This window comes from Paraburkholderia sp. BR10141 (genome assembly GCF_056155635.1).
Genome location: NZ_JBMIQH010000025.1, coordinates 65,057 through 80,290 on the forward strand (window position 1 = coordinate 65,057; position 15,234 = coordinate 80,290).

Annotated in this window: 12 protein-coding genes; 6 read left to right on the top strand and 6 right to left on the bottom strand. The window is 65.9% G+C overall.

Annotation, left to right across the window (positions count from 1 at the left end; translation table 11 throughout):
• The first annotated feature begins 201 nt into the window (after positions 1 to 201).
• The 3 genes from ACOJB8_RS28925 (at position 202) to ACOJB8_RS28935 (ending at position 4,899) form a co-directional block, all read left to right on the top strand.
• The gene (locus tag ACOJB8_RS28925; RefSeq protein ID WP_475015703.1) at positions 202 to 2,118 is read left to right on the top strand and encodes a bifunctional sugar phosphate isomerase/epimerase/4-hydroxyphenylpyruvate dioxygenase family protein; all 1,917 of its coding nucleotides are present in this window, start codon (positions 202 to 204) and stop codon (positions 2,116 to 2,118) included.
• Between the two features lie 121 nt (positions 2,119 to 2,239).
• Positions 2,240 to 3,418, top strand: a complete 1,179-nt coding sequence (locus tag ACOJB8_RS28930; protein WP_475015660.1) for a porin — start codon at positions 2,240 to 2,242, stop codon at positions 3,416 to 3,418.
• 137 nt (positions 3,419 to 3,555) lie between these two features.
• Complete coding sequence (locus ACOJB8_RS28935; RefSeq protein ID WP_368606016.1) at positions 3,556 to 4,899, top strand: PucR family transcriptional regulator; 1,344 nt, start codon at positions 3,556 to 3,558, stop codon at positions 4,897 to 4,899.
• A gap of 26 nt (positions 4,900 to 4,925) precedes the next feature.
• Here the strand turns inward: ACOJB8_RS28935 and ACOJB8_RS28940 are convergent, their stop codons facing one another.
• On the bottom strand, positions 4,926 to 6,566 hold the full coding sequence (locus ACOJB8_RS28940; RefSeq protein WP_475015662.1) for an AMP-binding protein: 1,641 nt from the start codon (positions 6,564 to 6,566) through the stop codon (positions 4,926 to 4,928).
• A gap of 316 nt (positions 6,567 to 6,882) precedes the next feature.
• On the opposite strand from ACOJB8_RS28940, the gene ACOJB8_RS28945 reads away from it, so the two are divergent.
• Entirely contained in the window at positions 6,883 to 8,466 is a 1,584-nt protein-coding gene (locus ACOJB8_RS28945; protein ID WP_368683516.1) for an inorganic phosphate transporter, read from the top strand.
• Here the strand turns inward: ACOJB8_RS28945 and aliA are convergent.
• The 4 genes from aliA to badH all read right to left on the bottom strand — a co-directional run bounded on the left by aliA (position 8,402) and on the right by badH (position 12,980).
• Positions 8,402 to 10,120, bottom strand: a complete 1,719-nt coding sequence (gene aliA / locus ACOJB8_RS28950) for a cyclohexanecarboxylate-CoA ligase (RefSeq protein ID WP_475015664.1) — start codon at positions 10,118 to 10,120, stop codon at positions 8,402 to 8,404. The two genes, ACOJB8_RS28945 and aliA, sit on opposite strands and share 65 nt — an antisense overlap.
• A gap of 46 nt (positions 10,121 to 10,166) precedes the next feature.
• On the bottom strand, positions 10,167 to 11,318 hold the full coding sequence (gene aliB, locus ACOJB8_RS28955; RefSeq protein WP_069268609.1) for a cyclohexanecarboxyl-CoA dehydrogenase: 1,152 nt from the start codon (positions 11,316 to 11,318) through the stop codon (positions 10,167 to 10,169).
• A gap of 61 nt (positions 11,319 to 11,379) precedes the next feature.
• Positions 11,380 to 12,162, bottom strand: a complete 783-nt coding sequence (gene badI / locus ACOJB8_RS28960; protein WP_069268610.1) for a 2-ketocyclohexanecarboxyl-CoA hydrolase — start codon at positions 12,160 to 12,162, stop codon at positions 11,380 to 11,382.
• A gap of 50 nt (positions 12,163 to 12,212) precedes the next feature.
• Positions 12,213 to 12,980 carry a 2-hydroxycyclohexanecarboxyl-CoA dehydrogenase gene (badH, locus tag ACOJB8_RS28965; protein WP_475015666.1) on the bottom strand — a complete coding sequence of 256 codons (768 nt, stop codon included), beginning with the start codon at positions 12,978 to 12,980 and terminating at the stop codon, positions 12,213 to 12,215.
• A 230-nt stretch (positions 12,981 to 13,210) separates the two neighbouring features.
• Here badH and ACOJB8_RS28970 point away from each other — a divergent pair, with 230 nt between their 5' ends.
• Complete coding sequence (locus ACOJB8_RS28970; RefSeq protein ID WP_475015668.1) at positions 13,211 to 13,636, top strand: MarR family transcriptional regulator; 426 nt, start codon at positions 13,211 to 13,213, stop codon at positions 13,634 to 13,636.
• A gap of 45 nt (positions 13,637 to 13,681) precedes the next feature.
• On the top strand, positions 13,682 to 14,023 hold the full coding sequence (locus ACOJB8_RS28975; RefSeq protein ID WP_475015670.1) for a DHCW motif cupin fold protein: 342 nt from the start codon (positions 13,682 to 13,684) through the stop codon (positions 14,021 to 14,023).
• Positions 14,024 to 14,036: 13 nt separating this feature from the next.
• On the opposite strand, the gene ACOJB8_RS28980 is transcribed toward ACOJB8_RS28975, so the two are convergent.
• Positions 14,037 to 15,143, bottom strand: a complete 1,107-nt coding sequence (locus ACOJB8_RS28980; protein WP_475015672.1) for a J domain-containing protein — start codon at positions 15,141 to 15,143, stop codon at positions 14,037 to 14,039.
• Between the last annotated feature and the right edge of the window lie 91 nt (positions 15,144 to 15,234).

Genomic DNA, 15,234 nt, shown 5'->3' on the forward strand with positions numbered 1-15,234 from the left:
ACCTGGGGTTTGCCAGAATTTGTACTAACTAGTTAGTTTGGCGTATCCTTCGGACACTCCAGCGGCAAGTGTGTCTGCGGTGCGCCAGTTAGTTAAATGCCCGCCCTACACCGCCGCGCCGGACCCTTGTTCAACACCGAAGTCGCCGTCAGCAAGCTCGCCATGCCCATGTCCAAGCCGCTCCACGCCCCCTCTCGCGCGCTGCGTCGCTCGATCGCCACGGTGTCGATCAGCGGCACGCTCGCCGACAAGCTCGCCGCGATCCGCGCCGCCGGCTTCGACGCGGTCGAGATCTTCGAGAACGATCTGCTCTATTTCGAAGGCTCGCCCGCCGACGTGCGCCACATGGCCGGCGATCTCGGCCTCGATATCGTGCTGTACCAGCCGTTCCGCGATTTCGAAGGCGTTGCGACTGAGCGCCTCGCGCGCAACATCGAACGCGTGAAGCGCAAGTTCGACGTCATGCATCAGCTGGGTACGGACCGTTTGCTGGTGTGCAGCAATGTCTCGCCCGACACGATCTGCGACGACGGCCTCGCCGCCGAACAGCTTGGCGCGCTCGCGCAGGCCGCCGGGGAAGCGGGCGTGACGATCTGTTATGAGGCGCTTGCGTGGGGACGCCACGTGCGCACCTATGGCCACGCGTGGCGGCTCGTCAACACCGTCGATCACGCGAACCTGACGCTCGCGCTGGACAGTTTCCACACGCTCTCCCTCGATGACGCGCCCGACGGCATCGCTACGATTCCGGGCGCGCGCATCGGCTTCGTGCAGATCGCCGACGCACCGAGAATGCAAATGGACGTGCTCGAATGGAGCCGGCACTATCGCTGCTTCCCGGGCCAGGGCGACTTCGCGCTCGCGGATTTCACGGCCCAGGTGGTGAAAAGCGGCTACACGGGCCCGCTTTCGCTCGAAATCTTCAACGACGGCTTTCGCGGCGCGCCGCCCGCCGCCACGGCCGCCGACGGCCATCGTTCGCTCTTGCTGCTCGAATCGCTCACGCGCGCAACCCTGCAGGCGGAGCATGTCGAAGCGAGTGCGCTCTACCACCCGAGCGCCGCACCCGCGAACGCGCAGTGGCAATTCCTCGAGTTCGCCGTGGACGACACCGCCCGCGCGCATGTGGCGAACTGGCTTGAAAAGCTGCATTTCCGCCGCGCAGGCCAGCATCGTTCGAAGGACGTGACGCTCTATCAGCACGGCTCGGCCGCCATCGTCCTCAACGCCGAGCCCGACTCGTTCGCCGACGCGTTTTTCCAGCGCCACGGGCTCTCGCTCTGCGCCTCGGCGTTTCGCGTGGACGATGCGCGCCTCGCGCTCGAACGCGCGGCGGGATTTGGCTACCAGCCGTTCTCGGGCCGCGTGGGTCCGAACGAGCGCGTGGTGCCCGCCGTCCAGGGGCCGGACGGCAGTCTTAACTATTTCGTTAACGAGGAGCCGGGCCAGCCCACCCTCTTCGAGGCCGATTTCGCGCTCACGGATATCGACGGCCCGGTCGAAGTAGGACCGATCACGGGCATCGATCACGTGAGCCTTTCGCTGCCTGCCGGCTCGTTCGATTCATGGGTGTTGTTCCTGAAGTCGGCGTTCGGGCTCGAAGCGACGCCCGCCGTGCTGCTGCCCGATCCGTACGGCCTCGTGCGCAGCCGGGCGCTCATGAGCCGCGACCGCGGGCTGCGCGTGGTACTCAACGCCTCGGTGGACCAGCACACGGCCGCGGCAGAAACCGTGCGCGCCTACCACGGCACAGGCCTGAATCACGTGGCGTTCAGCACCGGCGACATCTTCCGCGCCGTGACCGAATTCGAGGCGGCCGGCGTGCCGCTCCTGCGCATACCGGCGAACTACTACGACGATCTCGACGCGCGCCACGCCCTCGACCCCGAGTTTCTCGACGCGCTGCGCAACCACAACCTGCTCTACGACCGCGACGAGCGCGGTGGCGAGTTCCTGCACGCCTATACGGAGACGCTCGACCAGCGCTTCTTCCTGGAGATCGTGGAGCGGCGCGGCGGCTACGACGGCTACGGCGCGCCCAACGCAGCCGTGCGCCTCGCGGCGCAGGCGCGCCAGCGCGCACTTGCCGCACAGAGCGCGGGCAAACCGCTGGATTGATTCAAACGCAGTCATCGTAGTCACTTCGCGCAGCAGTAAGCACGCCGCATCGACCTGAAAGTCATGCGGCTTAGCAAAGAAAAATATAAGCAGTCCAAATCTCACCCGGAGACACACACCGATGAAGAAAGCAGGCCTTGGTATCGGCACGTTCCTCGCGACTAGCGCAGCCCTCGTGGCCAGCCCCGCGTTTGCGCAAAGCGGCGTTACGCTTTACGGCGCAGTAGACGACGCCATCACCTACGTCAACAACCAGAACGGTCACTCGAATGTCTATCTGCGCCAGGGCAACCTGTATGCGTCGAAGTTCGGCTTGCAGGGCAAGGAAGATCTCGGTGGCGGCACGTTCGCGATCTTCGACCTGCAGAATGGCTTCGACCTCAACTCGGGCGCGCTGTCGTCGAGCGGACTGATCTTCAATCGCCAGGCCTACGTGGGCCTGCAGAACCAGAACCTGGGCACGTTCACGGCCGGCCGTCAGTACACGCCGTATTACCTGTTCGTCGGTCCGCTCACGGGAAGCTCGTGGCTCACCGGCGCAACCGGCGCGCACCCTGGCGATATCGACGGTCTCGACACGACCGTGCGCATCAACAATTCGGCGACTTACACCTCGCCGATCTTTTACGGCGTGCAGGCGAGCGCCATGTACGCGCTCGGCGGCATTGCGGGTAGCACCGGCAAGGGTCAGACGTGGAGCGCCGCGCTGCGCTACTCCGCCGGCCCGGTGAGCCTCGCGGCGGCCATCCTGCGCATGGACAACGCGCAGTTGACGAGCGGATTCGACAGTTCGTCAACGGGCAGCTTCGGCAAGTCGTCGCTTAATACGGGCTATGTCTCGGCTAACGCGGTCCAGCACATCGCGGCGGGCGGCAACTACACGCTCGGCAACCTGGTCCTCGGCGCGTCGTATTCGAACGTTCAGTACATCGCGGGCGGCAAATCGATCTTCCACGACACGGCCATCTTCAACACCTGGGCGGCGCTCGCCGTGTATCGCTTCACGCCGGCCTTCGACGTGGGCGGCGGCTTCGCCTATACGCTGGCTTCGAAGGCCAACGGCATCACGAGCGCGGCGCGCTATCAGCAGTACTCGCTCAAGGAGTCGTACCACCTCTCGAAGCGCACCACGCTCTATGCGCTGCAGGCCTACCAGCACGCCGGCGGCCAGACGCTCGGGGCGAACGGCGCGGGCAACATCGTCAACGCAAGCCCCGCCGTGGGCGACTCGCAAAACTCCACGCCTTCGTCCACGCGCTCGCAGTTCGTCGGCATGGCCGGTATCGCGCTGCTGTTCTGATCCGGTGTTCCGATGCACCGGCGGGGGCCGCCCGCACGGCCACCGGTTTCGTTCGCCGCCCCTCGACGCAGCGGCACGGCGCTGAGTACACTCGCGGATATCGCCTAAACGAATCCACGCCAATCCGCGAACTCACCGTGCCGCCCCCCGTTCCCGCCATCAGCCCACGCCTGCGCAGCAGGCTTCGCACGCTCGCCAAAACCCAGCCCAGGGCTGTTCAGCGCACCTATGACACGCTGCTCTCGCTCGAAGGCTATAGCGCGCTCTCGGCGGCGGCGCGCAAGGACATCTTCACGTCGATCGCGTTTTCCGCGAACCAGTGGTTCCAGTGCCTGCTCGACGGCACGCCGCCCACCGCCGAAGTCATGGATCAGACTGCGGCGTTCGCGCGCCGACGTGTCCACCAGAACGTGCCGCTGCGTTCGCTGCTGCGGGCCTTTCGCCTGGGCGCGCGTGAGTTGTGGCGCACCTGCACGGAGCTCGCCGAGGCCGACCCGGCGCTCGCGCATGAACTGCTATTCGATATTTCGCCTTATCTGCTCGATTACTTCGACGCGATGGCCGAGCACATCGCCGAAGCCTATCTCGACGAGCAGCACCAGCAAGCACGCTGGCGCGGCTCGCTGCTGCAGCAGCTCTACGACCTCGTGTTCCATGCTCCCGATGACGCCGCGCGCTTTCGCGAGACCGTCGAGGCGCTCGGCCTCGACGCCACGCTGCCGCGCATTGCGCTCGCTGTCGATCTGGATTTGCGCGACCACGCGCCTTCGGTGCGCGAGGATGCGCTCGACCGTTTCGCGCTCAGCGCCGCGCGGCACTTCGAGCTGAAGCCCGACGCGCTGGTGCGTGCGTGGCATCGCGAGCGGCTGGTGTTCTGGCTGCCGTGCGTGCGCGGCGATTCGATGACACGCAACGACCAGCGCGTGACCGAGCATGCGGCCGCGCTCGCGCGCGCCGAGCCGCGCGTGCGCAGCATCGGCATCGGGCTCATGAACGAAGGGGCGCGCGGCTGGGCGGCCTCGGTGGAAGAGGCGCTCAAGGCGGTGGACTTTGCGCCGCGGGGCAGCCACGTGGACGACAGCGAGGAGAATGGCGACTTCCTGCGCGTGCACCGCTTTTCCTCGATCGCAATCGAGGAGAGTGTGCGCAGCAGCGCCAACGTGCTGCGTTATCTCGTCTCGCTCGCCGAGCAGCTGGCGACGGAGGCCGACCTGCTCGCCACGCTCGAAGCGTGGTTTGCAAGCGGCCAGCGCCGGCGCCAGACGGCCGAAACGTTAGGTGTACATCCAAACACGCTCGACTACCGGCTCGAGCGCATCGAGACGCTGCTGGGCGCGAAGCTCGCTGATGCGCACTGGATTGCGCGGCTGGATATCGCGCTGAAGCTGCGCGGAGCGACGCAGGGTGCCCAGCGCGATGGCAAGAAGAAGGAGAGGAAGGGGCGCCTCGGGGTGAAGAAGGCGAAGAGCGCGGCGCGCTGAATGACGCGGCGCGCCCCTGTCGCGCGTCACCCCGCGTCGCGCAATTCCCGCCGCAAGATCTTGCCCACCGTCGACTTCGGCAGCGCTTGAACGAAGCTCACCACGCGCGGCACCTTGTACGCCGCGAGTTGCGCCCGGCAATGCGCGATCACGGCTTCCTCGCTCAGCGCCGCCTCACGCGCGGGCACCACGAACACACGCACGGCCTCGCCGCTGCGTTCGTCGGCCACACCCACGCACGCGCATTCGGCCACGCCTGGCAGCGCGGTCACGACCGCCTCGATTTCATTCGGATACACGTTGAAGCCCGAAACGAGGATCATGTCCTTCGAGCGATCGACGATGCGCAGGAAGCCGCGCTCGTCGAACACGCCCACGTCGCCGGTGCGAAAGTAGCCATCGTCCGTAAAGGCGGCGCGCGTGGCCTCGGGCTGGTTCCAGTAGCCCTGCATCACCTGCGGACCCTTCGCGCAGATCTCGCCCGGCTCACCCGGCGCGGCTTCGACGCCGTCGTTCATCAGCTTGACGTCGGTGGAAGGCACCGGCAGTCCCGTCGTCCCGGTGAAGCGATCGACGCTCCCCGGATTGAACGACAGCACCGGGCTCGTCTCCGAGAGTCCGTAGCCTTCGCGGATGAAACCGCCGGTCATGGCCTGCCAGCGCTCGGACACCGTGGGAATGATCGCCGCGCCGCCGCCGCCCGCGAGCCGCAGCCGCGAAAAATCGACCTCGCCGATGCGCGGATGCGCAACGAGCCCCGCATAGAGCGTATTCACGCCCATGAAGCTCGTCGGCCGCGCGGCCTTGAACACGTCGATCACGCCGCCCAGATCGCGCGCGTTCGCAACGAGCCAGTTCTCGGCGCCGATCGAGAAGTAGGTGATGAGATTCACCGTCAACGCGAAGATGTGATAGAGCGGCAGCGCGGTGACGACGACTTCTTCGCCCGGGTTCATGAAGCCCGGCATGAAGGTCTTGAACTGCTCGACGTTGGCGACGAGGTTGCGGTGCGTGAGCAGCGCGCCCTTGGATAGCCCGGTCGTGCCACCCGTGTATTGCAGGAAGAGCGGATCGTCGCCGCACAGCGTGGGGGCTTCGAACGGCAAGTCGGCGCCCTGCGCGAGCGCCGCCGCAAACGAGCCGGGCTGCGCATCGCGCTCACCGCTCGCGCTTGTGCAATCGCTCGCGGCAACACTCAGCACGTTCTTGACGGCCGTATTCGCCTTGATCGCATCGAACGTCGGCAACGCGCCGTCGAACGCCACGAGCGTTTGCGCGCCGGAATCCGCCAGCTGGTGCTGAAGCTCGCGCGGCGTATAGAGCGGATTCACGTTCACCTGCACCGCCCCTGCCCGCACGATGCCGATCAGCGCGATGGGAAACGCGAGCAGGTTCGGCAACATCACGGCGACGCGGTCGCCCTTCTTCACGCCCACGTGCTGCAGATACGCGGCGAAATCGCGCGAGAGACGATCGACGTCGGCGTAGGTGAGCGAAGCGTCGCCCGGCGAAGCGTCGCCCGGCGAAGCGTCGCCCGCGCGCAATGCGGGCCGGTGCGCATGTTCGCGCATCGCCTCATTGAACATATTCGCGAGCGACGGATGCCGGTCGGGATCGATGGTAGCGGGAATCTCGCCATAGCTGGCGAGCCAGGGGGCTTTCGACACGTTCGTCTCCATGAAATCAATGCGCGGCTTGTATGCGACGTGCCGCGTTTCACGTCCATGCTACGGGCTTGGCCGCGCCGGGAGAACTGGGAAAGCGGATAAGGTGATTGTGAAAAGTCACAAAAGCGCGCCCGTACGCGAACCGGTGCGGCGTCACGTCCGTGTCTGATTTCTGTCAATTGTGCGACACTGCGTCGTCTCGTCCGCGACGCTCTTTCAGCTGCCGACGCGGCACCGCGCCACGCACGTTTGCGAACCCGCATACGCTGCGCCGAGGCGCCTCCCCGAGCGGATTGACCAGAGCCCCCACGCTTTCATGCCGGACATACCCTTGTCCCCCTACCGCGCGCAGAGCGCACGCCGCCGCGGTATTGGCATCGCCCTATTTCTCGCCGTCATCGCGGCCGGGGCGATTTATGTAATCGATCATCTCGTCGTCGATTTGCGCGCCGTGCGCGAAAGCTCGGCGCTGCCCTTCATCCTGCTCGGGCTTGCGCTGCTCATCGCGCTCGGCTTCGAGTTCGTGAACGGCTTTCACGACACCGCCAACGCCGTCGCCACCGTCATCTACACGAACTCACTCGATCCGCATCTCGCGGTGGCGTGGTCGGGCGCGTGGAATTTCATCGGCGTGCTCGTCTCCAGCGGCGCGGTCGCGTTCGGCATCCTGCAACTGCTGCCGGTGGAACTCATTCTCCAGGTGGGCAGCGGCGCCGGCTTCGCCATGGTGTTCGCGCTCCTGCTCGCCGCGATCGTCTGGAACCTCGGCACCTGGTATTTCGGCTTGCCTTCATCCAGTTCGCATACGCTCGTGGGCTCGATCATCGGCGTGGGCATCATGAACCAGTTCATCAGCGGGCCTTCGGGCACGAGCGGCGTGGACTGGGACCAGGCGTCGGGCGTGGGCAAGGCGCTGCTGTTCTCGCCCGTGGTCGGCTTCGTCATGGCCGCCCTGCTGCTCCTCGTGCTCAAGCTGCTCGTGCGCGTGCCAGCGCTTTATGCAGAGCCCAAAGCCAACCAGGCGCCGCCGCTCTGGATCCGCATCCTGCTCATCCTCACCTGCACCGGCGTTTCGTTCGCCCACGGCTCGAACGACGGCCAGAAGGGCATGGGCCTCATCATGCTGATCCTGATCGGCGTCGTGCCGACCGCCTATGCGCTCAACAAGGCGGTCACGCCCGAGCAAACCACGGCGTTCGTGGTCGTGGCGCGCGAGGCGTCCGCAACGCTGGGCCGCTACGCGCACGGCGCGCCGCCCGAGAACGCGCGCGCCGAGGTCGAGGCATTCGTGCGCACACGCCGGCTCACGCCTGCCACGTTGCCCGCGCTGCGCCAGCTCACCGACACCATCGCCGACCAGGTCGCGTTGTCCGGCTCGATGGCGACGGTGCCCGACGCGATCGTCGACAACGTGCGCAACGACATGTACGTGGCGAGCGAAGCGATCCGCCTGATGCAAAAGGCGAAGGCACCGGAGATGTCACCCGCTGACGCCAAAGTGCTCGACACCTTCCGCAAGCAGATGGACCACTCGACCAAGTTCATTCCGACCTGGGTGAAAGTGGCCGTGGCGCTCGCGCTCGGTCTGGGCACGATGGTGGGCTGGAAGCGCATCGTCGTGACGGTGGGCGAAAAGATCGGCAAGCAGCATCTCACCTATGGTCAGGGCGCCTCGGCCGAAACGGTGGCCATGATCACGATCGGCATGGCCGATGTCTACGGCCTGCCGGTGTCGACCACGCACGTGCTCGCTTCGGGCGTGGCCGGCACGATGGCCGCGAACGGCTCGGGCCTCCAGTGGGGAACCGTGCGCAACCTCGTGCTCGCGTGGGTGCTCACGTTGCCGGCTTCGATTGCGCTTGCTGCGGGTCTCTACTGGATGTTCCGGCAAGTTTTCTGACATCGGCTTCGCGCAGCATGTCGCGCAACCGGAACTTCTGCACCTTGCCTGCGGGCGTGGTCGGCATGGCGTCGAGCAGCCATAGCCGTTCGGGCAGGTACTGCACGGCAACCTTGTGCGACTTGAGAAAGCCAACGAGCGAAGGCAAATCGACCGCCTCGCCGGGCCTCGCCACCACCACGGCGCAGGCGCGCTCGCCCAGCCGCTCGTCCGCGTACGCGACGATCGCCACCTGCGCAACGGCGGGATGACGATAGAGCAGCGACTCGATCTCCACCACGGGAATATTCTCGCCGCCGCGGATGATCACGTCCTTGCTGCGGCCGCTGATGCGGATGTAGCCGCGCTCGTCGACGATCGCGAGGTCGCCCGTGTCGAACCAGCCTTGCGCGTCCGTCGCATTGAGGTGCGCGCGCTTGAGATAGCCGCCGAAACCCGAGCATGCGCGCACGAAAAGCCGGCCCGCTACGTTCGGCGGCAGCGCGTGGTCGTTCTCGTCCACCACCTTCACTTCCACGCCAGGCAGCGGTGCGCCATCGGTCGTGGACGCGCGTTCGTCATCGTCGTCCAGACGCGTGAGCGTCACCGCGCCCAGCTCCGTCATGCCCCACGCGGAGACGATCTTCGCGCCCAGCGCCGTGCGCGCGCGATCGACCAGTGCGCCGGGAATGGGCGCGCCCGCACACAAGAACGTGCGCAGCGTCGGCACGCGCGTGCCTGACTCGATGGCCGCGTTGGCGAGATCGCCGAGAAACGCCGTGGACGCCATCGTGAACGTCGCACGCTCCTGTGCGATCAGCGCAAGCGCCGCCTCGGGCTGCCATACGTCCTGCAGGACGGCGCTCGCCCGCAATGCGACCGGCATCATGAGGCCATACATGAAGCCGGTTTGATGCGCCATGGGCGAGGCCATCAGCACGACATCGTCGCGGCCTAGACGCATGGCCTGCGCGTAAGGATGAATGTTCGAAAACAGCGTGTTCGCCGTATGCATCACACCCTTGGGCTCGCCCGTCGTGCCGGAGGTGTAGAGCAGTTGCGTCACGTCGTCGGGGCCTGGGCGATCGTGGGCGAGGATGGCTTCGGCGTCACTCGCCTCTTCCCAGCGCGGGCCGCTCAGCAGCGCTTCGAAACTGTTGCGCGCCGGCTCGCCTGCGTCAATCGCGCCCACGACCACCACGTGCTGCAAGGCGGGTAGTTCAGCCCGCAACGCGCGCAGCATGGCCTCGTAGTCGAAGCCTCGATAGCGCTGTGGCACGATCATCACCTTGCTGCCGCCGTGGTTGAGCATGAACGACAACTCGCGCTCGCGAAAGATCGGCATGAGGGGATTGAGCACCGCACCGATGCGCGAGCACGCAAGATACAGCAGCGTAAACTGCCAGCAATTAGGCAGTTGCATCGAGACCACGTCGCCCTTTACCACACCGAGCCGAGCGAGGCCAACGGCAATCCGGTCCGCCATGCGCGCCATCTGCGCGTACGTGAAGCGCGTGGTCTTTCCGTCTTCGATTCGTACCGCCGTAAGCGCGATCTTCGCCGGACATTCGGCCACGCAGGCGTCCAGTTCGTCGTTGATGGTGCGCCCGGGCCACCAGCGCCGTGCCTCCTCCCGCGCCCGGCGCGGCCCGATCAGTACCGCGTCGAACTCCATGTGCACCCTCCCGTGGTGTTGCAGGAAACGTCGCAGGCAGCGCGCATCATGCCGGCACCGCGTCGCGGCCCGCGTTCGAGCGCGCGATGATGGTCTTCATGATCTGAGCCGTGCCGTCGCCGATCTGGAAGCCGAGCACGTCGCGCAGGCGCTGTTCGAGCGGCCCGCGGTCGTAGCCGCCGTGCCCGAACGAAAGCAGGCATTGATGCACCACGTCGTAGGCGAGCTTCGGCCCCCACCATTTGCACATGGCGGCTTCGGCCGTATGCGGCAGCCCACGGTCTTTGAGCCACAGCGTTTGCAGACACAACAGCCGTGCGGCCTCCACCTGGGTTGCGTATTCGGCGAGCGGATGCGAAACGCCCTGGAATGCAGAGAGCGGCTTGCCGAAGGCCTCGCGCTGCGCGACGTACTCCCACGTTTCTTCGAGGCTCACGTTCGCCACGGCGAGCACCTGCAGGCCGATCAGCGCGCGCGAAAAGTCGAAGCCCTGCATCACCTGGACGAAGCCCTTGCCCTCGTCGCCCAGCAGATGGTCCACCGGCACGCGCACGTTCTCGAAGAAGATCGAACCGCGTCCGATCGCGCGCTGGCCGTGGCAGTCGAAGCGATTGCGCGTAACGCCCGGCAGATCCATCGGCACGAGAATGGCCGAGACGCCTCGCGCGCCGTCTGCCACGCTGCCGGTGCGCGCGAACACCACGGCGGCGTCGGCCTGATCGGCGGCCGAAATCGAAGTTTTCTCGCCGTTGAGGACGTAGTGATCGCCCACGCGCTCCATTTTCAGCCGCAGGTTCGCGGCATCCGAGCCGCCGCGCGGCTCCGTTAGCGCGATTGCGAGCAGCGCGCGGCCCTGCGTGAGGCGTTCGAGCCACGGCCGTGCAATCTCGGGGGCGGCATGCTTGGCGAGAATCTGCCCGTTGAGCGAGGCGAGCAGGTTGATGTACGAGAGGCTCAGGTCCGCGCGCGCAATCTCCTCGTGGATCACCCCGGCGGCGAGGCAGCCCAGGCCCTGGCCGCCATACTGCTCGGGCAATTCCGGCGCGATGAAGCCCATCTCGCCCATTTCGCGCATGAGGCCGCGATCGAGCACGCGTGTGGTGTCGCGCTCGATAAAGCCAGGCGCGACGCGCCCTTGTGCGAAGCGCCGCGCGTGCTCGCCGAGCGCGACGAGGTCTTCGTCGATATACGGATTCATGGTGTCTCCTTGAAGCGGCCCTCTCTATTCATTCGTCATCCTGATCGTCACGGAGACACCGTTATTTGGCGTACTTGCGGAACTCGGGTTTGCGCTTTTCCTGGAACGCGCGCACGCCCTCGCGGGACTCCTCCGTGTCGTAGTAGAGCTTGAGCGCGTACATGCCCATGCCCGCAATGCCGGCCTGATGCGCGGTGTCCATATTGAACGAGCGCTTGGCGATCGCAATGGCCGTGGGGCTCTTTTCCATGATCTCATCGCACCACTTCTGAACTTCCGCGTCGAGCTGATCGTGCGGCACGACGGCGTTCACGAGGCCCATGGCCAGCGCTTCGGCAGCCGGATAGCGGCGGCACAGATACCAGATTTCACGCGCCTTCTTTTCGCCCACCACGCGCGCGAGAAACGCCGTGCCGTAACCGGGATCGACCGAGCCGACCTTCGGGCCCGCCTGGGCGAACACGGCCTTTTCGGAAGCTATGGTGAAATCGCAGATCGTGCACAGCACGTTGCCGCCGCCCACCGCATAGCCCTGCACGCGTGCGATCACGGGTTTGGGCACGTCGCGAATCGCCGTGTGCAGCTCTTCCATCGGCAGGCCGATCGTGCCGCGCCCGTCGTACTGTCCCGCGTGTGCGGACTGGTCGCCGCCCGTGCAGAACGCCTTGTCGCCTGCACCGGCAAGGACGATTGCGCCGATCTCGCGGTCGTAGCCCGCCTTGTTGAGCGCGTGAATCAGTTCGTCACAGGTGCGGCCGCGAAACGCGTTCATCTTGTCGGGCCGGTTGATGGTGATCCATGCCGCGCCGTTGCGCACTTCATAGAGGATGTCTTCGTAGTTCATGATCGATGCCTTTAATGATTCGTAGTCGATAGAGCGCGCGTTCGCCGGCGTTAGCCCGCCATGGTCAGGCCGCCCGATACGCTCAGCACCTGGCCCGTGATGTAGTTCGCGTCGTCGCTCGCGAAGAACACGATCGCGCCGGGCAGATCATCGGGCTGCCCGATGCGGCCGAGCGGAATGGAGCGCTGGAACGCTTCCAGCAGCTTTTCAGGGTTGCCAGCGCCTTCCTTGTACTCGGCGAAGAGCGCGGTGTCGGTCGGGCCCGGACACACCACGTTCACGGTGATGCCGTGGCGCGCATGCTCACGCGCAATGGTTTTCGAAAACGCCACGAGGCCGCCCTTGCACGCCGCATAGACCGCCTCGCCCGACGAGCCCACACGCGCGGCGTCCGAGGCGATGTTGATGATGCGTCCGCGCTTGCGCTCGACCATGCCGGGCAGCACCGCGTGGTGCATGTGCAGCGCGCCCGTGAGATTGATGGCGATGAGCTTGTCCCACTGTGCCGGTTCGGTCTTCGTGAACGGGCGGAAAACGTCCCAGCCCGCATTGTTCACGAGCACATCCACAGGACCGAGCTGCGCTTGCACTTGCTCGAGCGCCGCCTCCACTTCAGCGCGGTTCGTGATATCGCAACGCAGCGCCAGCGCCTGGCCGCCCTTTTCGTGAATTTCGTCAGCCACCTTCAGCGCCGCTTCGAGCGACAGATCCAGCACCGCCACGCGCGCGCCCTCGGCCGCGAAGCGCCGGCAGGTCGCCCCGCCGATGCCGCCGCCACCACCCGTCACCACGACCGTCTTGCCTTCGAGTTTTCGCACCGCGATTCTCCATTCGGTTGAGCAGTACCATAGACGCCTTCGATGCTGCCCCACCTTTGGGTCTCGCCTCGAATTACGTCAATATGTTGACGTATACTAGGTAACACTCAGATCGAAGACAAGCGTAGAAGCATCAGGAGAAACCCTTGCCCAAAACACCAAAAATTCAGGATTCAAGCCGCTTCGATCTTGCCAACCGGCTGTTCTTCCGGCTCTACCAATGCGCAAACATGTTGCATAAAACCGGCACGCGCGCCGTGGAAGCCGAGGGTTTGACCACGCAGCAATGGGCCGTGCTCGGCGCGCTCTCGCGCCCGGAAGCCCAGCCGGGCATGAGCGTGGGCGATCTCGCGCGGTATCTGATGGTGAGCCGCCAGAACCTCTCGGGCTTGATCAGCCGGATGGAACGCGACGGCCACGTGAGCACCCAGGCGGATGCGCGCGATCGCCGCTCGCGCCTCGTTAGCATGACCGGGCCGGGCCGCAAGCTATGGGTAGCGCAGGCCACGCCGAAAATCGAGGCGTACTACGGAGCCGTGCTAGAGAATTTTTCGTCAGACGACATGACGCACACGCTGCACTATCTGCTGAAGCTGCTCGATAACATGAAGCGAGTGGACGACCGGGAACGCGTGGCGGACGACGACGAGGCGTGAGCGCGCTCCGCTACACTCTGACGTCACGCACAAGGAGAAAACCGCATGAAGATGGACGCATTTCGCTTCGGCACCACCGACTGGTCCAGCGTCGAACCCACCCAACACAACGGGGAAACGGGCGTGGCCACCTGGCGCACGCGTTTCTTCGGCGACGAAGCCAACCCGATCCGCGTGCGCATGGTCGAGTATTCGCCCGGCTACCTCGCGGATCACTGGTGCAAGAAGGGGCACATTCTGTTCTGCCTCGAAGGCGAACTCGAAACTACGCTCGACGACGGGCGCAAGTTCGTCCTCACGCCCGGCATGAGCTATCAGGTGGGCGACAACGCCGAGGCGCACCAGTCGTACACGCGCACGGGTGCGAAGCTTTTCGTCGTCGATTGAAAGCGATGCCGCTTCAGCGCGGCGCGCCGAGATCGGCGTCGAGCCGCTTGCGCAGATCGCGCACCACGCGCGCGGCGGGAACCAGCCACCATGTGGGCGCCGCCACGGAGAAGTCGTATGCGAGCGCCGTCTGCGCGGCGCCGGTCGTGTGCGCCCGGCAGCGGAACGCCACCATGTGGCGCCGCGTGGCGGTTTGCGAACCAGGCGAGAAGCGCATGACCGCACGCAGCGCGAATTGCGTATCGTCGGGTGCGGCCTCGTACGATTCGATGCTCCACTCCGCGCCGTAGTGCGCCTCGTGACGCAGCGCCGCGCTCACGCGCAGGCGCGTTTCATCAGCGGGCAAGGCCACGGCGTGCTCGCGCCCCGCACGCCCGGCGCGATACAGCGTGCGCTGCGACCAGCCCCAGCCGAACGTGAGCACCACGCCGCCCGCCACGAGCGCCCACTGCAGAATATGCGTGAGCCAGCGGCCCACCTCGAAGCGCGCAATGGGCGCGAGCAGCAAGCCCGCGATCCAGTGCGCAGCAACGAAGATCACGATGCACGCGAACACACTCGCGGAGAGCGTCAGCAGCCAGCCCCGCGATGGGTCGTCGAATTTCGCAAACAGGAAATCGCGCACGCCGCCTGAACGCGCGTGCACGTCATTGGCTTCGGCCGCGGTTGCCCCCTCCGGCTCACCTTGCTGCGCGGCATCCGCTTCATCGCGCAGCCCCGTGAGTTCGCCGTGCAGCGAGTCGCGCTCGGTCCGCATGCGCTGGATCTCGTCGAGGGTACGCGTGCGCTCGGCGCGCAGCCCGTCCAGCTCGGCGCGCACGCGTTCACGCTGCGCCAGCAACGCCTGCATCTGCGCGTGCAGTTCGTCGGCTTGCGCGACGCTCAGCGCGGAGCGGCTCACCGGCGGCGCATGATGCACGGACCAGTACGCCTCGAGCAGCTCGCGCGCCTCCTTGACGCGCTTGAACTGGTCGTCGGCCCAGCGCATCGAGGCGGCCGTGGGGTGCCGCCATTTGTCGGGATGCAGGATCTGCGCGAGATGGCGATAGTGATGCTTGATGTCCGCCTCGCTCGCCCCCGGCTCCAGATCGAGCCGGTAGTAGAGGCGGTCGTAATCCACGGGTCGGTAATCGCGGCCTGGCATGACCTGTATCTGTTCGTCAGTGGATGGGTTGGCAGGCGGCGCAACGCCTGCCCACTCAAGTTAGCGC